The sequence below is a fragment of the Citrobacter sp. RHBSTW-01013 genome (assembly GCF_013781985.1).
GTDB classification, from domain to species: Bacteria; Pseudomonadota; Gammaproteobacteria; order Enterobacterales; family Enterobacteriaceae; genus Citrobacter; species Citrobacter braakii.
The window spans coordinates 3241578-3262699 of the sequence record NZ_CP056185.1 but is presented as its reverse complement, the minus strand read 5'-3'; the positions used below and the strand labels follow the sequence as shown (position 1 = coordinate 3262699).

General features: G+C 53.0%; 14 protein-coding genes. 8 read left to right on the top strand and 6 right to left on the bottom strand.

Features of this window, described 5'->3' with window-relative positions; all coding sequences use genetic code 11:
- The first annotated feature begins 36 nt into the window (after positions 1-36).
- The 7 genes from cmoM (at position 37) to HV350_RS15760 (ending at position 10710) form a co-directional block, all read left to right on the top strand.
- Entirely contained in the window at positions 37-840 is an 804-nt protein-coding gene (cmoM, locus tag HV350_RS15790) for a tRNA uridine 5-oxyacetic acid(34) methyltransferase CmoM (RefSeq protein WP_016156122.1), read from the top strand.
- On the top strand, positions 833-2155 hold the full coding sequence (mukF, locus tag HV350_RS15785; protein ID WP_047414139.1) for a chromosome partition protein MukF: 1323 nt from the start codon (positions 833-835) through the stop codon (positions 2153-2155). The genes cmoM and mukF overlap by 8 nt, the downstream gene beginning before the upstream one ends.
- On the top strand, positions 2136-2840 hold the full coding sequence (gene mukE, locus HV350_RS15780; protein ID WP_016152457.1) for a chromosome partition protein MukE: 705 nt from the start codon (positions 2136-2138) through the stop codon (positions 2838-2840). The genes mukF and mukE overlap by 20 nt, the downstream gene beginning before the upstream one ends.
- A complete protein-coding gene (gene mukB / locus HV350_RS15775; protein WP_101699881.1) occupies positions 2840-7300 on the top strand; it encodes a chromosome partition protein MukB in 4461 nt (1486 codons plus the stop codon). The genes mukE and mukB overlap by 1 nt, the downstream gene beginning before the upstream one ends.
- A 256-nt stretch (positions 7301-7556) precedes the next feature.
- On the top strand, positions 7557-9308 hold the full coding sequence (gene ldtD, locus HV350_RS15770) for a L,D-transpeptidase (protein ID WP_016152460.1): 1752 nt from the start codon (positions 7557-7559) through the stop codon (positions 9306-9308).
- A gap of 177 nt (positions 9309-9485) precedes the next feature.
- Positions 9486-10034: a YcbK family protein gene (locus tag HV350_RS15765; RefSeq protein WP_016152461.1), complete on the top strand. Its 549-nt coding sequence runs from the start codon at positions 9486-9488 to the stop codon at positions 10032-10034.
- A 28-nt stretch (positions 10035-10062) separates the two neighbouring features.
- Complete coding sequence (locus HV350_RS15760; RefSeq protein ID WP_003035823.1) at positions 10063-10710, top strand: MBL fold metallo-hydrolase; 648 nt, start codon at positions 10063-10065, stop codon at positions 10708-10710.
- A gap of 54 nt (positions 10711-10764) precedes the next feature.
- On the opposite strand, the gene aspC is transcribed toward HV350_RS15760, so the two are convergent.
- From aspC to pncB, 4 genes are all read right to left on the bottom strand, one after another.
- Entirely contained in the window at positions 10765-11955 is a 1191-nt protein-coding gene (gene aspC, locus HV350_RS15755) for an aspartate transaminase (protein ID WP_016152462.1), read from the bottom strand.
- Between the two features lie 183 nt (positions 11956-12138).
- Positions 12139-13215 (bottom strand): porin OmpF, encoded by a 1077-nt coding sequence (ompF, locus tag HV350_RS15750; RefSeq protein WP_016152463.1) that lies wholly within the window; start codon positions 13213-13215, stop codon positions 12139-12141.
- A gap of 600 nt (positions 13216-13815) precedes the next feature.
- Positions 13816-15216 (bottom strand): asparagine--tRNA ligase, encoded by a 1401-nt coding sequence (gene asnS, locus HV350_RS15745; protein WP_016152464.1) that lies wholly within the window; start codon positions 15214-15216, stop codon positions 13816-13818.
- Positions 15217-15381: 165 nt separating this feature from the next.
- On the bottom strand, positions 15382-16584 hold the full coding sequence (gene pncB / locus HV350_RS15740) for a nicotinate phosphoribosyltransferase (protein WP_016156127.1): 1203 nt from the start codon (positions 16582-16584) through the stop codon (positions 15382-15384).
- A gap of 265 nt (positions 16585-16849) precedes the next feature.
- Between pncB and pepN the strand changes: the two genes are divergently transcribed.
- Complete coding sequence (gene pepN / locus HV350_RS15735; RefSeq protein WP_181628876.1) at positions 16850-19462, top strand: aminopeptidase N; 2613 nt, start codon at positions 16850-16852, stop codon at positions 19460-19462.
- 103 nt (positions 19463-19565) lie between these two features.
- Here pepN and ssuB read toward each other — a convergent pair whose 3' ends face one another.
- Together ssuB and ssuC are read right to left on the bottom strand one after the other, a co-directional pair.
- Positions 19566-20333 (bottom strand): aliphatic sulfonates ABC transporter ATP-binding protein, encoded by a 768-nt coding sequence (gene ssuB / locus HV350_RS15730; RefSeq protein ID WP_016152467.1) that lies wholly within the window; start codon positions 20331-20333, stop codon positions 19566-19568.
- Positions 20330-21121, bottom strand: coding sequence for an aliphatic sulfonate ABC transporter permease SsuC (ssuC, locus tag HV350_RS15725; protein ID WP_101699887.1), 792 nt, complete (start codon positions 21119-21121; stop codon positions 20330-20332). The genes ssuB and ssuC overlap by 4 nt, the downstream gene beginning before the upstream one ends.
- Position 21122: the final 1 nt, after the last annotated feature.

The window sequence follows — 21122 nt, the reverse complement described above, 5'->3', positions numbered from 1 at the left end:
ACTTAGTCACCCTAAAGCCAGTATGTGGAGAGCCCGATGCGGGACCGCAATTTTGATGACATTGCAGAGAAGTTTTCCCGTAACATTTACGGCACCACCAAAGGCCAATTGAGACAGGCTATCCTTTGGCAGGATCTGGATCGATTACTGGAAACGTTCGGTGAGCAAAAACTGCACATTCTGGATGCCGGTGGTGGTGAAGGGCAAACGGCCATCAAAATGGCGGAACGAGGACATTTCGTCACATTATGCGATCTGTCTGGCGAGATGATCGCCCGAGCGCAACAGGCGGCAGAGGCAAAAGGTGTGAGCGGGAACATGCATTTTATACAATGCGCCGCTCAGGATGTTGCTTCGCATTTGGAAAGCCCGGTTGATCTGATATTGTTTCATGCTGTGCTGGAGTGGGTGACAGATCCGGTCAACGTGTTGCAGACTCTGTGGTCAGTATTGCGTCCTGGCGGCGCGCTGTCGTTAATGTTCTACAATGCTAACGGTCTGTTGATGCATAACATGGTCGCAGGGAACTTTGACTATGTGCAGGTGGGGATGCCGAAACGTAAAAAACGCACGCTTTCACCGGACTACCCACGCGATCCGGGGCAGGTCTACCAGTGGCTGGACGAGATCGGTTGGCAGATAACCGGTAAAACGGGCGTCCGTGTGTTTCATGATTATCTGCGAGATAAACATAAACAGCATGACGACTTTGAAATGTTACTTGAGTTAGAAACGCGCTATTGCCGCCAGGAACCATATATCAGCCTTGGGCGCTATATTCATGTCACCGCGATTAAAAGTTCGGCCCGAGCCGCAGATGCAAGGATAATTTATGAGTGAATTTTCCCAGACAGTCCCCGAACTGGTTGCCTGGGCCAGAAAAAATGACTTCTCCATCTCTCTGCCGGTAGACAGACTTTCGTTCCTGCTGGCGGTCGCGACCCTGAACGGTGAGCGACTTGACGGCGAGATGAGTGAAGGTGAGCTGGTGGATGCGTTCCGCCATGTGAGTGATGCGTTTGAGCAAACCAGCGAAACCATCGGCGTACGCGCCAACAACGCGATCAACGATATGGTGCGTCAACGTCTGCTGAACCGCTTTACCAGCGAGCAGGCGGAAGGCAACGCTATATATCGTTTAACGCCATTGGGAATTGGCATCACGGATTACTACATTCGTCAGCGCGAATTCTCTACGCTGCGTCTTTCAATGCAGCTGTCGATTGTTGCAGGTGAACTAAAGCGTGCGGCGGATGCGGCAGCGGAAGGTGGCGATGAGTTCCACTGGCATCGTAACGTCTACGCGCCATTGAAATACTCGGTGGCGGAGATTTTCGACAGTATCGATCTGACTCAGCGCATCATGGATGAGCAGCAACAGCAGGTAAAAGACGACATCGCACAGTTGCTTAATAAAGACTGGCGGGCGGCGATCTCCAGCTGTGAACTGCTGCTCTCTGAAACGTCTGGTACGCTGCGTGAACTGCAGGATACGCTGGAAGCGGCGGGGGATAAGCTACAGGCTCACCTGTTACACATCCAGGACGCCACGATGACGCATGACGATTTGCATTTCGTCGATCGGCTGGTGTTTGACTTACAAAGTAAGCTCGACCGCATTATCAGTTGGGGTCAGCAGTCCATTGATTTATGGATCGGCTACGATCGTCACGTGCATAAGTTTATCCGTACCGCGATCGATATGGATAAAAACCGCGTCTTTGCCCAGCGTCTGCGCCAGTCCGTGCAGACATACTTTGACGATCCGTGGGCGCTAACCTATGCCAACGCCGATCGTCTGCTGGATATGCGTGACGAAGAGATGGTGCTGCGTGACGAAGAGGTCACCGGCGAGCTTCCGGACGATCTGGAATATGAAGAATTTAACGAGATCCGTGAACAGTTGGCGGCGATCATCGAAGAACAGCTGGCTATTTACAAATCCAGACAAACACCACTGGATCTCGGTTTGGTCGTGCGCGAGTATCTGGCGCAATACCCACGTGCGCGTCATTTCGACGTCGCGCGCATAGTTATCGATCAGGCGGTACGCCTTGGCGTAGCGCAAGCAGACTTCACCGGACTGCCAGCCAAATGGCAGCCGATTAATGATTACGGAGCCAAGGTACAGGCGCATGTCATTGACAAATATTGAACAAGTGATGCCGGTAAAGCTGGCGCAGGCGCTGGCGAATCCGTTATTTCCGGCGCTGGACAGCGCCTTACGTTCGGGCCGCCATATCGGTCTGGATGAACTGGATAATCATGCCTTCCTGATGGATTTTCAGGAATATTTTGAAGAGTTTTACAGCCGCTATAACGTGGAATTGATCCGTGCGCCGGAAGGGTTCTTCTACCTTCGCCCGCGTTCAACGACGCTCATTCCCCGTTCGGTCCTGTCTGAACTGGACATGATGGTCGGTAAAATTCTTTGCTATCTCTATCTCAGCCCGGAACGCCTGGCGAACGAAGGGATTTTTACCCAGCAAGAGTTGTACGACGAGCTGCTAACGCTGGCTGATGAAGCGAAGCTGCTGAAACTGGTGAACAACCGTTCAACCGGTTCGGATGTTGATCGCCAGAAGCTACAGGAAAAAGTTCGTTCTTCGCTAAACCGTCTGCGCCGTTTAGGCATGGTGTGGTTTATGGGTCACGACAGCAGCAAATTCCGTATTACGGAATCAGTCTTCCGCTTTGGCGCGGACGTGCGCAGCGGTGACGATCCGCGCGAAGCGCAGCGTCGCTTAATTCGTGATGGCGAAGCGATGCCGGTCGAGAACCGCCTGCAGCTCAACGATGAGCCCGAAGAGAATCAGCCGGACAGTGGAGAAGAAGAATAATGATTGAACGCGGTAAATTTCGCTCACTTACGCTGATTAACTGGAATGGTTTTTTTGCCCGTACATTCGACCTTGATGAACTGGTTACCACGCTGTCCGGCGGTAACGGTGCGGGTAAGTCCACCACCATGGCGGCATTTGTTACAGCGCTCATCCCGGACTTAACCCTGCTGCATTTCCGTAACACCACCGAAGCCGGTGCAACCAGTGGTTCACGTGATAAGGGCCTGCACGGTAAGTTGAAAGCGGGCGTCTGTTACTCAATGCTCGACGTCCTCAACTCGCGCCATCAGCGCGTGGTCGTGGGGGTGCGTCTGCAACAGGTTGCCGGTCGTGATCGTAAAGTGGATATCAAACCGTTTGCCATTCAGGGGCTGCCGATGTCGGTGCAGCCAACCCAACTGGTGACGGAAACGCTGAATGAACGCCAGGCGCGCGTGCTGTCCCTCTCTGAGCTGAAAGAGAAGCTTGATGAGATGGAAGGCGTGCAGTTTAAACAGTTCAACTCAATCACCGATTATCACTCACTGATGTTCGATCTGGGCATTATCGCCCGTCGTCTGCGTTCCGCGTCTGACCGTAGTAAATTCTATCGTCTGATTGAAGCCTCGCTGTACGGCGGGATCTCCAGTGCCATTACCCGTTCACTGCGTGACTACCTGCTGCCGGAAAACAGCGGCGTACGTAAAGCCTTCCAGGATATGGAAGCTGCGCTGCGTGAAAACCGCATGACGCTGGAAGCGATTCGCGTAACTCAGTCTGACCGCGATCTGTTTAAGCATTTGATCAGCGAAGCGACCAACTATGTGGCCGCGGATTATATGCGTCACGCCAACGAACGTCGTATCCATCTTGATAAAGCGCTGGAATATCGTCGTGAGCTGCATACTTCACGCAAGCAGCTGGCCGCGGAGCAGTATAAGCACGTGGATATGGCGCGCGAACTGGGCGAGCATAACGGCGCGGAAGGCGATCTGGAAGCTGATTACCAGGCCGCGAGCGATCACCTGAATCTGGTGCAAACCGCGCTGCGTCAGCAGGAAAAAATTGAACGCTACGAAGCGGATCTTGAAGAACTGCAGGTCCGTCTCGAAGAACAAAATGAGGTGGTCGCGGAAGCCGTTGACCGCCAGGATGAAAACGAAGCCCGCGCAGAAGCCGCGGAACTGGAAGTGGATGAGCTGAAAAGCCAGCTTGCCGATTATCAGCAAGCGCTGGACGTCCAGCAAACGCGAGCCATCCAGTATACCCAGGCGATCCAGGCGCTGAATCGGGCGAAAGAGCTCTGCCACTTACCGGATCTGACCGCCGACAGCGCTGCTGAATGGCTGGAAACCTTCCAGGCTAAAGAGCAGGAAGCCACTGAAAAACTGCTGACGCTGGAACAAAAAATGAGCGTGGCGCAAACCGCGCACAGCCAGTTCGAACAGGCTTATCAGCTGGTGGCGGCTATCAATGGCCCGCTGGCGCGTGGTGAAGCCTGGAGCGTGGCGCGTGAACTGCTGCGGGAAGGCGTTGAACAGCGCCACCTGGCGGAACAGGTTCAGCCGTTGCGTATGCGACTCAGCGAACTGGAGCAGCGTCTGCGCGAACAGCAAGATGCCGAGCGTCTGCTGGCTGAATTCTGCAAGCGTCAGGGTAAACAGTTCGATATCGATGAGCTGGAAGCGCTGCACCAGGAGCTGGAAGCACGCATCGCCGCCTTGTCGGACAGCGTCTCTTCTGCCAGCGAACAGCGTATGACGTTGCGTCAGGAGCAGGAACAGCTGCAGTCTCGTATCCAGCATCTGATGAAACGTGCGCCTGTCTGGCTGGCCGCGCAGAATAGCCTGAATCAGCTTAGCGAGCAGTGTGGCGAAGAGTTTACCTCAAGCCAGGACGTGACCGAGTATCTGCAACAACTGCTGGAGCGCGAGCGTGAAGCCATTGTTGAGCGTGATGAAGTCGGTGCGCGCAAAAATGCAGTTGATGAAGAAATTGAACGTTTAAGTCAGCCGGGCGGGGCGGAAGATCAGCGTCTGAACGCGCTGGCGGAGCGCTTCGGCGGCGTTCTGCTGTCAGAAATCTATGACGACGTTAGCCTTGAAGATGCGCCGTACTTCTCTGCGCTGTACGGTCCTTCGCGTCATGCCATCGTGGTGCCGGATCTGACGCTGATTACCGAGCAGCTTGAAGGGCTGACGGATTGTCCGGAAGATCTCTATTTCATCGAAGGGGATCCGCAGTCGTTTGATGACAGCGTTTTCAGCGTTGATGAGCTGGAAAAAGCAGTAGTGGTGAAAACCGCCGAGCGTCAGTGGCGTTATTCCCGCTTCCCGACGGTGCCGATTTTTGGCCGTGCAGCGCGCGAAAGCCGTATCGAAACCCTGCATGCTGAGCGTGAAGGGCTGTCTGAACGTTTCGCAACGCTCTCCTTTGACGTCCAGAAAACCCAGCGTCTGCATCAGGCGTTCAGTCGTTTCATTGGCAGTCATTTGTCGGTGGCGTTTGAAGCCGATCCTGAAGCGGAAATCCGCCAACTGAATGGCCGTCGCGTTGAACTGGAACGTGCGCTGAGCAATCATGAAAATGATAATCAGCAAAGCCGTATGCAGTTTGAGCAGGCGAAAGAGGGGGTCTCTGCTCTTAACCGCCTTCTCCCGCGTTTGAATCTGCTGGCGGATGACACGCTGGCCGATCGCGTGGACGAAATTCGTGAGCGCCTGGATGAAGCCCAGGAAGCGGCGCGTTTTGTGCAGCAACATGGCAACCAGTTAGCCAAACTGGAACCGATTGTTTCGGTCCTGCAAAATGACCCTGAGCAGTTTGAACAACTGAAGGAAGACTACGCGTATTCCCAGCAGATGCAGCGCGATGCGCGTCAGCAAGCTTTTGCTCTGACCGAAGTGGTGCAGCGCCGGGCGCACTTTAGCTATTCCGACTCTGCTGAAATGCTTAGCGGCAACAGCGATCTGAACGAAAAACTGCGTGAGCGCCTGGAACAGGCGGAAGCTGAACGTACCCGCGCCCGTGAAGCGCTACGCAGTCACGCTGCACAGTTAAGCCAGTACAACCAGGTCATGGCGTCGCTGAAAAGCTCCTATGACACCAAAAAAGAGCTGCTTAACGATTTACAACGTGAACTGCAGGATATTGGCGTTCGTGCGGACAGCGGTGCCGAAGAGCGCGCGCGTATTCGTCGTGATGAACTGCATGCACAGCTCAGCAATAACCGTGCCCGCCGTAACCAACTGGAAAAAGCGTTGACCTTCTGCGAAGCGGAGATGGAAAACCTGACCCGCAGGCTGCGCAAGCTGGAACGTGATTATTTTGAGATGCGCGAGCAGGTGGTTACCGCGAAAGCCGGATGGTGTGCGGTGATGCGGATGGTGAAAGATAACGGCGTTGAACGCCGCCTGCACCGTCGTGAGCTGGCGTATCTTTCCGGTGATGAACTGCGCTCGATGTCGGATAAGGCGCTTGGTGCGCTGCGCCTGGCGGTTGCGGATAACGAACACCTGCGCGATGTACTGCGCATGTCTGAAGATCCAAAACGCCCAGAGCGTAAAATTCAGTTCTTTGTCGCGGTTTATCAGCATCTGCGTGAACGTATTCGCCAGGATATCATCCGTACCGACGATCCGGTTGAAGCGATCGAACAGATGGAGATTGAGCTGAGCCGTCTGACGGAAGAATTAACGTCCCGCGAACAGAAACTGGCGATCAGCTCTCGCAGCGTGGCGAATATCATTCGTAAGACCATTCAGCGCGAACAGAACCGTATTCGCATGCTGAACCAGGGGCTGCAAAGCGTGTCGTTTGGCCAGGTAAACAGCGTTCGTCTGAACGTCAACGTACGCGAGACGCATGCTACCTTGCTGGACGTACTTTCCGAACAGCATGAGCAGCACCAGGATCTGTTTAACAGCAATCGTCTGACCTTCTCTGAAGCGCTGGCGAAGTTGTATCAGCGTCTGAATCCGCAGATTGATATGGGGCAACGTACGCCGCAAACCATCGGTGAAGAACTGCTGGATTACCGTAACTATCTGGAAATGGAAGTTGAAGTTAACCGTGGCTCTGACGGCTGGCTGCGTGCTGAATCTGGCGCGCTGTCAACCGGTGAAGCGATCGGGACCGGGATGTCTATTCTGGTGATGGTTGTGCAAAGCTGGGAAGACGAAGGGCGTAGACTGCGCGGGAAAGATATTTCTCCTTGCCGTCTGCTGTTCCTGGATGAAGCTGCGCGACTTGATGCACGCTCTATCGCGACTCTGTTTGAACTGTGCGAGCGTCTGCAAATGCAACTGATTATCGCAGCCCCAGAAAACATTAGCCCGGAGAAAGGCACCACCTACAAACTGGTGCGTAAAGTCTTCCAGAACACCGAACACGTTCACGTGGTCGGTCTGCGCGGGTTTGCGCCTCAGTTACCTGAGCCGCTGCCTGGCACCGAAGATGCCTCCTCGCAGGCAAGCTAAATAAAAGGCGGCTAAATGGCCGCCTTCTTTTCTTCCGAAAATTCTCAATAACTGGTGTAATTTCTTTAAACTTCTTTACATTAGGTTAGGCAAAAATTTTTTCATGTTTATATACTAAAGGTAAGCCTAACGCGTCACAGGCTTGCTCGTCATACTTCAGCTTGTATTGGCGTTTTACAGGTTCGGCCCCGCCAAAATAAGGGGAAGACATACGGCCTGGCTACTCAAAGTATGATAAAAAAACAGGGGGCAAGGGATGTTGCTTAATAAAATGTGTGGTCGTCGGCTGTCGGCAATTAGTTTGTGCCTGGCCGTAACATTCGCTCCACTGTTCAATGCGCAGGCCGATGAGCCTGAAATGATCCCTGGCGATAGCTCAGCGACCGTCAGTGAACAGCCAACAGCGTTATCGCAGCCGCAGGCTCAATCTTCCGCGACGGCTATCATGGCAGGTATTCAACCACTGCCCGAGGGCGTGTCAGTTGATAAAGCCCGCGCCGAATTACAATCTCAACTTCCAGCGGGCTTCACACCGGTTTATATGAGCCAACTGGAACTGCTGTATGCCGCACGCGAAATGAAACCGATGTGGGAAAATCGTGATGCGGTAAAAGCCTTTCAGCAACAGTTAGCTGAAGTGGCGATTGCCGGCTTTCAGCCGCAGTTCACCACCTGGGTTGCTCTACTGACTGACCCGGCAGTAACCGGTCAGGCGCGAGATATCGTGCTCTCAGATGCGATGATGGGGTATCTGCACTTTATTGCCAACATCCCCGTCAAAGGTAATCGCTGGCTCTATAGCGATAAGCCCTATGCGCTGACGACGCCGCCGATTTCCGTGATCAACCAATGGCAAGTCGCGCTGGATAACGGTCAACTGACTTCGTTTGTCGCCAGCCTGGCACCGCAACATCCGCAGTACGCAGCCATGCATGAATCGCTGCTCAAGCTGGTGGGCGATACGCGGCCCTGGCCGCAACTGACCAGTACCGCGACGCTGCGTCCGGGGGAGTGGAGTAAGGATATCCCTGCGCTGCGTGAAATTTTGCGCCGCACCGGGATGCTGGAGTCTGTTGTCAGTACGGCTGCCAAAGAAGGCCGTAGCGCTTACGATCGTGAACTTGTTGACGCGGTTAAGCGTTTTCAGACGTGGCAGGGGCTTGGGGCCGATGGCGCGATTGGCCCAGCCACGCGTGACTGGCTGAACGTGACGCCCGCTCAACGTGCGGGCGTGCTGGCGTTAAATATTCAGCGCTTGCGCCTGCTGCCGGGTACGCTGTCTACCGGTATTATGGTGAATATTCCTGCCTACTCGCTGGTGTATTATCAGAACGGCAATCAGGTGCTGGCCTCGCGCGTTATCGTCGGACGTCCCGATCGTAAAACGCCGATGATGAGCAGTGCGCTGAATAACGTGGTCGTTAACCCGCCGTGGAACGTGCCGCCGACGCTGGCCCGGAAGGATATTCTGCCTAAGGTTTGGAATGACCCGGGGTATCTTGAGCGTCACGGCTATACCGTAATGCGCGGCTGGAACAGCAAAGAGACGATAGATCCGTGGCAGGTTGACTGGGCCACCATCACCGCCTCCAATCTGCCGTTCCGCTTCCAGCAGGCTCCGGGAGCGCGTAACTCGCTCGGACGCTATAAATTCAATATGCCGAGTTCGGATGCTATTTATCTGCACGATACGCCGAACCACACTCTGTTCCAGAAGGATTCGCGGGCGTTAAGCTCCGGCTGCGTGCGCGTGAACAAGGCATCTGAGCTGGCGAATATGCTGCTACAGGATGCGGGGTGGAATGATACGCGCATCTCGGATGCCCTGAAGCAAGGGGATACAAGGTACGTGAATATTCGCCAGAATATTCCCGTCAACCTCTACTATCTGACCGCATTTGTTGGCCCGGATGGTCGCACGCAGTATCGTACAGATATTTACAATTACGATCAGACAGCGCGATCCAGTGCACAAATTGTGTCAAAAGCTGAACAATTAATCAGATAAATGAAGCAGTTCGAGGAAAATAATTGTCGTAAGTTATGCTGGAAACGGGGCGAAATGGCTGCAAGCCCCGTATTTCCTGGGGTTGGGAGCCTTGACGTGGACTACTTAGCCAGATAAGGTTTCCCGCGTGCGCTAGAGCATACATACGATAACATTGACCTTGTAGACCTTAAAACCATGGACAAATTTGACGCTAATCGCCGCAAACTGCTGGCGCTTGGTGGCATTGCCCTCGGCGCTGCCATCCTGCCTACGCCTGCGTTTGCTACACTCTCTACCCCACGTCCGCGCATTTTGACTCTGAATAACCTGCATACCGGTGAGTCAATAAAAGCAGAGTTTTTTGATGGCAGGGGCTATATTCAGGACGAATTAGCTAAACTTAATCACTTTTTCCGTGATTTTCGTGCGAATAAAGTGAAATCCATCGATCCGGGATTGTTCGATCAACTCTTCCGTCTGCAGGGCCTGCTGGGCACGCGTAAACCCGTACAGCTTATTTCTGGTTACCGCTCTATTGATACCAATAATGAATTACGTGCGCACAGCCGCGGTGTGGCAAAGAAAAGCTACCACACGAAAGGGCAGGCCATGGATTTCCATATTGAAGGCATCGCATTAAGTAATATTCGCAAAGCTGCGTTATCTATGCGCGCAGGTGGTGTAGGATACTACCCACGCAGTAACTTTGTGCATATTGACACCGGACCGGCGCGTCATTGGTGATCCATAAGCTTAATGAAACAGGAGCCGTATGAACTATCGTATTATTCCGGTCACTGCATTCGCCCAGAACTGCTCGTTAATCTGGTGTGAGCAAACCCGTCTGGCTGCGCTGGTCGATCCCGGCGGCGATGCTGAGAAAATCAAACAGGAAGTCGATGCCAGTGGCCTGACGCTAATGCAGATCCTGCTCACCCATGGTCATCTTGATCACGTAGGTGCGGCGGCTGAACTGGCACAGCATTATGGTGTACCGGTTATTGGTCCGGAAAAAGAAGATGAGTTCTGGTTACAAGGACTTCCTGCTCAGAGTCGCATGTTTGGCCTGGGCGATTGTGAGCCGCTGACGCCCGATCGCTGGTTGAATGAAGGCGACCGGGTAAGCGTGGGTAACGTGACGTTGCAGGTACTGCATTGCCCGGGCCACACGCCGGGACATGTGGTCTTCTTTGATGAACAATCAAAGCTACTGATTTCTGGTGACGTGATCTTCAAAGGCGGCGTAGGGCGCAGCGATTTTCCTCGCGGAGATCATAGTCAATTGATTGATTCGATTAAACGTAAACTGTTGCCGTTGGGCGATGACGTGACGTTTATTCCGGGTCACGGCCCACTTTCGACGTTGGGCAACGAACGGCTACATAATCCGTTCCTGCAGGATGAAATGCCAGTCTGGTAACACCGCAGATAAATGAAAAAGGCCGCTATTGCGGCCTTTTTAGTACGCGATAGATTACAGTACTGCGACAATCGCTTCGCACAGCGGCGCCATGTTATCTGGCGTCATTCCTGCTACGTTCACACGTCCGGAAGCGACGGCATAGACACCAAACTCTTCACGCAGACGCAGAACCTGCTCTTTGGTCAGGCCGCTGAATGAGAACATGCCGTTCTGTTTGATGATAAAGCTGAAGTCGCGGTTCGCACCTTTCTCCTGCAGCGTATTCACAAACAGCAAACGCATGCGTTGAATGCGTTGACGCATATCGGTCAGTTCCTGCTCCCAGATAGCGCGCAGGGCATCGTTGCTCAGGATGGTTGCCACAACCGACGCACCGTGTGCTGGTGGGTTGGAATAGTTGGCACGAATGACGGATTTCATCTGGCTAAACGCGCGGTCGACGGTTTCAGCATCGGCTGCAACCAGAGTACAGGCGCCTACGCGCTCATTGTACAGACCAAAGTTCTTGGAGTAGGAGCTGGCGACGATCAGCTCTTTGTGCAGCGCAGCGAATGCGCGCAGACCTTCTGCATCTTCTTCCAGACCGCGGGCAAAGCCCTGATATGCGAAGTCAAACAGCGGCAACCAACCTTTTTCGACAGAAAGCTGAGCCAGCGTTTGCCACTGCTCCAGCGTAGGGTCGATACCGGTTGGGTTATGGCAGCAGCCGTGGAATAACACCACGTCGCCAGCCTGCGCTTCGCTGAGGCTTGCCAGCAGCGCATCAAAGTCTAATGAGTGGTTCGCGGCATCGTAATAGTTGTATTCACGAACTTCCAGACCGGCAGAGTTAAAGACGCTCTTATGGTTTGGCCAGCTTGGATTGCTCACCCATACGCGTTTAGCTGAGGTGTTTTTTGCCAGGAAATCAGCGGCCACACGCAGTGCGCCAGTGCCGCCAGGGGTCTGTGCTGTACGCGCACGTTTGTCGTTGATAAGCGAACTTTCTTTACCAAACAGTAATTCCTGAGTGCAGCGACCAAATTCTGGAATACCGTCGATGCCAAGGTAATTTTTGGTGGTTTCATTTTCCAGTATATATTGCTCGGCTTTTTTAACGCTGGTCAGTACCGGCGTTTTGCCTGTCTCATCTTTATATACACCGATCCCAAGGTTTATTTTTCCTGGGCGGTCATCGGCACGAAACAAATCAGCCAGACCCAAAATGGGGTCGGCAGGAGCGGCAGTAATGTTCTCAAACATGACGAGGTTCCATAGTGATTACAGAAGGGAAGTCCGCTATCAGGTTAACGGTAGATTTACAAAATGCCAACCGTTACTGACGAAAAGCCGAGGTGTTTTTTTAAGACGCAAGAATCCGCTAGCAGAGATAAAAAAACAGGACCGAAGTCCTGTTTTTTAGGCATTTAACAAAGAGGTCTGCTATTAGAACTGGTAAACGATACCCACTGCAACGGTGTCGTCAGAGCCTACGCCCAGTTTGTTGTCAGAATCGATCTGGTTGATGATGTAATCAACATAGGTGGACATGTTTTTGTTGAAGTAGTAAGTCGCACCCACTTCGAAGTAGTTCACCAGATCTACGTCGCCGATTCCTTCGATGTCCTTACCTTTAGATTTGGTATAGGCGAGGGACGGACGCAGGCCGAAGTCGAACTGGTACTGAGCAACCAACAGGACGTCTTCAGTTTTGTTAGCATAACCGTTAGCGATACGGGTTGCGTTACGGGTTTCGCTGTAGTTCGCCGCCAGGTAGATGTTGTTAGCATCGTATTTCAAGCCGGTCGCCCACTGCTCAGCTTTGTCGCCGTGGCCGCGCAGAAGTGGGTTTTGCTGGTCATCGGTACGATCAGCTGCACCATACGCACCTACGATACCAAAACCTTCGAATTCGTAGCTAACAGAGCCGCCAACGCCATCACCGTTAGAGCGACGAACGTCATCACGCTCGTTTTTGCCCAGGTACTGAACAGCGAAGTTCAGGCCTTCAACCAAACCGAAGAAGTTAGAGTTACGGTAAGTTGCGAGACCGCCGTTACGCTGGGAGAAGAACTGGTCGGAAGCAGCAGTGTCACCACCGAATTCTGGCAGCATATCGGTGTAACCCAGTGCATCGTAAACGACGCCGTAGTTACGACCGTAATCGAAGGAGCCTGCATCACCGAATTTCAGACCGGCAAACGCCAGACGGGTTTTGTTGCCATTCTGAGCATCATCACCGCCTTCAGAGTTATTGCCGCTGAACTGGTATTCCCACTGGCCGTAACCGGTCAGTTGGTCGTTAATCTGAGTTTCCCCTTTGAAACCAAGACGGGCGTAAGTCTGATCGCCATTAGGTGCGTAGGCATTGTCACCGTTGTGCTTGGAAAAATAGTGCAGACCTACTGCTTTACCGTACAGGTCTACTTTGTTGCCATCTTTGTTATAGATTTCTGCAGCGTTAGCTGCCCCGGCTACCAGCAGAGCAGGGATAACCACTGCCAGAATATTGCGCTTCATCATTATTTATTACCCTCATCGGTTTTTATATGACACCTGCCACTGCCGCCAATAATTTCCGTCAATAAAAATTTACGGAACTATTGATGAGAGTTTGGTGTCTTTATGTGTCTGACAGGCATCTTTCCATTCAAACTATCGTTTCGCTACCGTCAAAGTGCTACAAATATAAGGATTTGGTTTCAAAAAGAAAAAGTGTGTAACAAAATGTTATTTTTGTGCAACTTTGTGAACAACTTCAAATTTCAGATGTCCGTACGCTAAAAATCACCGCTTCTATTTCTATTTATATGATTTTCTTATATTTAATTTAGATAAACTCCTTTTTTCTCTGTTCTGCCATAAAGTTCCTGCTTTACAGATGGCTATTTCTGGACGTCTGGAATGCCGTGCAAATGGTCAGAAAATGTACTATTTAATCAGAAAATACTAATCCACAATAAAAGTGCTGATTATTTTTTGTTCAAATATGTTGCGGTGAAATATTACGTAACAGGAAGGGGGAAGGCGAAGGGTTGTGTTAAACGCGGGAGGGGGATCCCAAAACGTGAAGCGGTGACAAAAAAAGCCAGCAATGCTGGCTTTTGTATCAAAAATGCAGGGTTAGAACGTGGCGTTACGCGGGGTACGCGGGAACGGAATAACGTCACGGACGTTCTGCACGCCGGTAACGTAAGCGATCAAACGCTCAAAGCCCAAACCGAAGCCGGAATGTGGAACGGTACCGTAGCGACGCAGGTCGCGATACCACCAGTAATCTTCTTTGTTCAGACCCATTTCCAGCATACGGGCATCCAGGACGTCCAGACGCTCTTCACGCTGAGAACCACCGATGATTTCACCGATTCCTGGAGCCAGGACGTCCATTGCTGCAACGGTTTTACCGTCTTCGTTAAGGCGCATATAAAACGCTTTGATATCTTTCGGGTAGTTTTTAACGACGACCGGCGCTTTAAAGTGCTCTTCAGCAAGGTAACGTTCGTGCTCAGAAGACAGATCCACACCCCAGTAAACCGGGTTTTCGAACTGTTTGCCGCATTTTTCCAGAATGCTTACCGCGTCGGTGTAATCCACCTGCGCGAAGTCAGCCTCAATGAAACGTTCCAGGCGTGAAATCGCGTCTTTGTCGACACGTTCGGCGAAGAATTTCATATCATCCGCACGCTCAGCCAGTACGGCTTTGAACGCGTACTTCAGCATCGCTTCAGCCAGGCCTGCAACATCGTTCAGGTCGGCGAAAGCCACTTCCGGTTCCAGCATCCAGAACTCTGCCAGGTGACGACTGGTATTAGAGTTTTCTGCACGGAACGTCGGGCCAAAGGTATAAATTTTGGACAGAGCACAGGCGTAGGTTTCGCCGTTCAGCTGACCGGAAACGGTCAGGAAGGCTTCTTTACCAAAGAAGTCTTTGTCGAAATCGACTTTGCCCTGATCGTTACGCGGCAGGTTTTCCAGATCCAGCGTAGACACGCGGAACATTTCACCAGCACCCTCGGTGTCGGAGGCAGTGATCAGCGGCGTGGAGACCCAAAAGAAACCCTGCTCGTGGAAGAAGCGATGCAGCGCTTGCGCCAGCGTATGACGTACACGCGCGACGGCACCAATCATGTTGGTACGTGGACGCATGTGCGCCACTTCACGCAGATACTCAATGCTGTGACGCTTAGCCGCCATTGGATAGGTATCAGGATCTTCAACCCAGCCGGCTACTTCAACCTCAGTGGCCTGAATTTCAAAGCTCTGTCCTTGTCCAGGAGATGCAACGACTTTACCCGTTACGATAACTGAACAACCCGTCGTCAGGCGCAGTACGTCCTGATTGTAATTGGGCAGAGAATTATTGATGACGGCCTGTACAGGATCAAAGCAGGAACCGTCATAAACGGCGAGGAAGGAGATGCCAGCTTTTGAATCTCGGCGGGTACGCACCCATCCGCGCACGGTGACTTCGCTGTCAACGGCTACGCGGCCCTGGAGTACGTCGGCTACAGGCACAACGCTCATAATATTCTCTCTGTTAATAGTCGGATATATAAACACATGTCCACCCGTAATGGGGGGATACCTATGTTACCTGGCATCTGCAATCAGACAAGCAGAATTCGTAGCTGGAGTGAAAGATTTCGGAAATTAGCGTGAAAAGGGAGCCAAACTGGCTCCCTGGAAGGTTTAACTGGCTTTTTTAATATGCGGCAAATCGAAGGCTTTGCGTAGCGCGCGCACGAACGCTTTATCGTGGCAGATGGTTTTACCCGGGCTATCAGATAACTTCGCCACAGGTTTGCCGTTACATTCCACCAGCTTGATCACAATATTGAGCGGCTTAACCTGGGGAATATCACAGGTTAAACGTGTGCCAATACCAAAACTCAACTGCACACGAGAAGAGAAGTGGCGGTAGAGCTCAATCGCTTTTTTCAAATCGAGGTTATCTGAAAACACCAGCGTTTTGCTCAGCGGATCAATGCCCAGTTTTTCATAATGGGCGATGGCTTTTTCACCCCATTCCACCGGGTCGCCTGAATCATGGCGTAAACCCTGATAGCGGGTTGCAAACTCGACGCCAAAGTCGCGTAAAAACGCATCCATGGTGATGCAATCGGTCAGCGCAATGCCGAGTTGGTCAGGATATTCATTTAACCAGGCGGCCAGGGCAACGCGCTGGCTGGTGGCAAGCTCAGGGCTGATTTGCTGATGAGCCTGGAACCACTCATGCGCCTGCGTGCCCATTGGGGTTAATGACAGGCGGCGGGCCAGATCGTAGTTACTGGTGCCGACAAACCAGGGCTCTCGCTGCAGGCGTTTAACAATAGCCTGCTGTACTTCACGTGAAAAACGACGACGCGTACCGAAATCCATCAGATGGAAGCGGGACATATCGACATCTTTCGTTAAAGCAGAGAATTCTACTAGTTTGCTTTCCAGCTCATTGAGTGCCTGCGGGACGCCTGATTCGGGCGAACGGTAGCGGTGTACCATCTCGCTGATAACCGCTAGCAGCGGGACTTCCCACATGATCACTTCACGCCACGGCCCGGTTAAGCGGATGTTCAGCTTACCGTTATCATTGGTGACGCAAACCTGTTCCGGGTTATAGCGGAAATCACGTAACCAGGTGAGGTAATCAGCTTTAAAGAAAGGCAGGCCGGAGAGCCACTGGTACTCGTCCTCCTGCAGTCGCAGGTGTTGCATAGCATTCACCTGCTCACGAATAGAATCGGCATAAATACCGAGCAGGTCATCGCCACGGCAACGAAATTCAGCCGCTACTTGTACATCATAGTAGTGGTGAAAAACGGCTTGCTGCATATGCAACTTATAAGCGTCTGTATCCAGCAGCGAGTGCAGAACAGGAGAAGCGAATTGTGTCATAGGTGCGCAGTAGCATCCTCTCACGGGAGCGTTTAGTACAATAAACAACTAAGAAAACCGCTGGAGTATACCTTGTTTAGCGATTTATTGAACCCCGATCACACCATAAGCTGTCTTTCTGGTCGAGGGCAATTCGTGCCGCGTGTTATAAAAATGTAGCAAAAAGGGTGTTTGTGCCTGAAAAGATGAACATTCTGCGTAGCGCGATTTACGCAACAGGAATAGACTGAAGCCGAGACTCTACCAAAGATGCTAAAGGTTTTTTATGACACAACAGCCACAAGCCAAATACCGTCACGACTATCGTGCGCCGGATTACCAGATTACTGATATTGACTTGACCTTTGACCTGGATGCTGAAAAAACCGTGGTCACCGCCGTGAGCCAGGCTGTCCGTCATGGAGCGTCCGATGCGCCCCTGCGCCTGAATGGCGAAGATCTGACCCTGGTGTCGATCCACGTGAACGACGAGCCGTGGGCAGAGTATAAAGAAGAAGAGGGCGCTCTGGTCATCAGTCAACTGCCGGAACGTTTTACGCTGCGTATCGTGAATGAAATTAGCCCGGCGGCCAATACCGCGCTGGAAGGACTGTACAAGTCCGGCGATGCGCTGTGCACCCAGTGTGAAGCGGAAGGGTTCCGCCATATTACCTGGTATCTCGACAGGCCGGATGTCCTGGCGCGTTTTACCACCAAAATTATCGCCGATAAAATCCAATATCCGTTCCTGCTCTCCAACGGTAACCGCGTAGCGCAGGGGGAACTGGAAAATGGTCGTCACTGGGTACAGTGGCAGGATCCGTTCCCGAAACCGTGTTATCTGTTTGCGCTGGTAGCCGGTGATTTCGACGTCCTGCGCGACACCTTTACCACCCGTTCCGGGCGTGAAGTGGCGCTGGAACTGTACGTCGATCGCGGCAACCTGGACCGCGCGCCGTGGGCGATGACCTCGTTGAAAAACTCCATGAAATGGGATGAAGAGCGCTTTGGCCTCGAATATGACCTCGACATTTATATGATTGTCGCGGTCGATTTCTTCAACATGGGGGCGATGGAGAATAAAGGTCTGAACATCTTTAACTCCAAATATGTGCTGGCACGTACCGATACCGCCACCGACAAAGACTACCTCGATATTGAGCGCGTCATCGGTCACGAATATTTCCACAACTGGACCGGCAACCGCGTGACCTGTCGCGACTGGTTCCAGTTGAGCCTGAAAGAGGGGCTAACCGTGTTCCGCGATCAGGAGTTCAGTTCCGATCTCGGCTCACGCGCGGTAAACCGGATCAGCAATGTGCGCACCATGCGCGGCCTGCAGTTTGCCGAAGATGCCAGCCCAATGGCGCATCCTATCCGTCCGGATATGGTCATTGAAATGAACAACTTCTATACCCTGACCGTGTACGAAAAGGGCGCTGAAGTTATTCGTATGATCCACACCCTGCTCGGTGAGGCTAACTTCCAGAAAGGGATGCAGTTGTACTTTGAGCGTCATGACGGCAGCGCTGCAACCTGTGATGATTTCGTGCAGGCGATGGAAGATGCGTCCAACGTCGATCTTTCGCATTTCCGCCGCTGGTACAGTCAGTCCGGTACGCCGATTCTGACCGTGCGTGATGACTACAATCCATCCACTGAGCAGTACACGCTGACTATCAGCCAGCGCACGCCGGCCACGCCGGATCAGGCCGAAAAACAGCCGCTGCATATTCCTTTCGCCCTCGAGTTGTATGACAACCAAGGGAAAGTGATCCCGCTGCAAAAAGGCGGGCACCCGGTGAATTCCGTACTCAATGTCACTCAGGCTGAGCAGACGTTTGTCTTCGATAACGTCTACTTCCAGCCGGTTCCGGCACTGCTGTGCGAATTCTCCGCACCGGTAAAACTGGAATACAAATGGAGCGATCAGCAGCTGACTTTCCTGATGCGTCATGCGCGTAACGATTTCTCTCGTTGGGACGCGGCGCAAAGCTTGCTGGCGACCTATATTAAGCTCAACGTAGCCCGCCATCAGCAGGGACAGCCGCTGTCGCTGCCGGTACACGTGGCCGATGCATTCCGGGCGATTTTGCTGGATGAAAAAATCGATCCGGCACTGGCGGCAGAGATTCTGACGCTGCCTTCGGTGAATGAAATTGCTGAACTGTTCGACATCATCGATCCGGTGGCAATAACGGAAGTACGTGAAGCGTTAACTCGCACGCTGGCGGCCGAACTGGCGGATGAATTCCTCGCCATCTATAACGCTAATCATCTTGATGAGTACCGCGTTGAGCATGCCGATATTGGCAAGCGTACGCTACGTAATGCCTGCCTGCGTTTCCTGGCCTTTGGCGAAACCCATCTGTCCGACACGCTGGTCAGCAAGCAGTACCGTGAAGCAAACAATATGACCGATGCGCTGGCGGCGCTGTCCGCGGCAGTCGCGGCGCAACTGCCTTGCCGCGACACGCTAATGCAGGAGTATGACGATAAGTGGCATCATGACGGTCTGGTGATGGACAAATGGTTTATCCTGCAATCCACCAGCCCGGCGAGAAACGTGCTGGAAACGGTACGTGGCTTACTGAAGCACCGTTCCTTCAGTATGAGTAACCCGAACCGAATCCGATCTCTGATTGGCGCCTTTGCGGGCAGCAACCCGGCGGCATTCCATGCGGAAGATGGCAGCGGCTATCAGTTCCTGGTCGACATGCTGACTGAACTCAATAGCCGTAACCCGCAGGTGGCGTCACGTCTGATTGAGCCGCTGATTCGCTTAAAACGGTATGATGCAAAACGTCAGACGCAGATGCGCGCGGCGCTGGAGCAGCTGAAAGGTCTGGAGAATCTCTCCGGCGATCTGTTCGAGAAGGTAACCAAAGCGTTAGCCTGAAACGTTGACCTGTCGTTTTGTAAGCCGGATTAGGCGGTAACGCCGCCATCCGGCAAAAGGCCCGGTGGCGCTTGCGCTTACTGGGCCTGATTTATCTGAATGCTTATCCATGCCGGCGGATCGGCTGTTCCGTTTCGCTACGCTGCATTACCCGGTTCAACACTTCTGCTTCCAGCTCTGCCAGACGCACCGAACCAATCCGGCGTGGTCGCGCAATATCCACCGTTAAATCCAGTCCGATTTTTCCATCTTCAATAAGCAACACGCGATCGGCCATTGCCACCGCTTCACTGACGTCATGGGTGACCAGCAGTACGGTAAAGCCGTGCTCTTGCCATAAAGAGACAATCAGCTCCTGCATTTCAAGGCGGGTTAAGGCATCCAGCGCACCGAGGGGTTCATCCAGCAGCAGCAGACCGGGACGATGAATTAATGCCCGCGCCAGGGCCACGCGCTGTTTTTGTCCACCGGACAGGGCGGCAGGCCATTCCTGAGCACGATTCTCCAGCCCAACTGCGGCCAGCGCGTCCCGGGCCGCATCGCGCCAGTGACCTTTCAGACCCAGACCCACATTATCGATAACCGTCTTCCAGGGTAGCAGACGCGCATCCTGAAACATCATTCGCGTATCCTCCTGAATTTCTGCCAGCGGGGTGGTTCCGGCAAGTAATGCACCTGAGGTAGGAGACTCCAGCCCAGCCAGCAGACGCAGTAGCGTGCTTTTTCCTCCTCCGCTGCGGCCAACCACGGCAACAAACTGTCCGGCCTGAATGTGCAAATCTAACTGATTGAGCACCGTATTGGCGGCGTATTGTTTCGTCACGGCACTCAGTAAAAGCGGCGTGCCTTGGTTCAAACGAGCGGTATTCATACGGTAGCCTCCTTCACATGGTAAGCCGGGTTCCAGCGCAGCCAGATCCGCTCCAGCCATTGGGCGCTGACGTCGGCAAGTTTGCCGAGCAGGGCGTAGAGAATAATGGCCACCACGACCACGTCGGTTTGCAGAAATTCGCGGGCGTTCATTGCCAGGTAACCAATGCCGGCATTGGCTGAAATGGTTTCCGCGACAATAAGCGTCAACCACATCAGTCCGAGAGCAAAACGCACGCCAACCATAATCGAGGGCAGGGCGCCGGGGAGGATCACATGAATAAATAGTGAAAAACCAGACAACCCATAGCTGCGAGCCATCTCTACCAGAGCGCGATCGATATTGCGGATCCCATGCCAGGTGTTGATGTAAATCGGAAAAAGCGTGCCCAGCGCGACGAGAAATATCTTGGCGGATTCATCAATGCCGAACCACAAAATCACCAGTGGGATCAGCGCCAGATGCGGCACGTTACGCAGCATCTGCACCGAAGTATCTAGCAGGCGTTCTCCCCACCGCGAAAGACCGCTAATCAGTCCCAGCGTCAGGCCAATCGATCCGCCGATGGAGAAGCCTACCAGCGCGCGCCAGGAGCTGATCGCCAGATGCTGCCAAAGCTCGCCGCTGGCGGAAAGCGTCCAGAAGGCTTCGACAACGCCCTCCGGAGAGGGCAGGATGCGGGTGGACAACCAGCCCATTGATGATGCGAGCTGCCAGAGCGCGACCAACCCAACCGGTAAAAACCAGGGTGCGAGGCGCAGTAACCACCTGTTTTTCGGCGTTGCCATC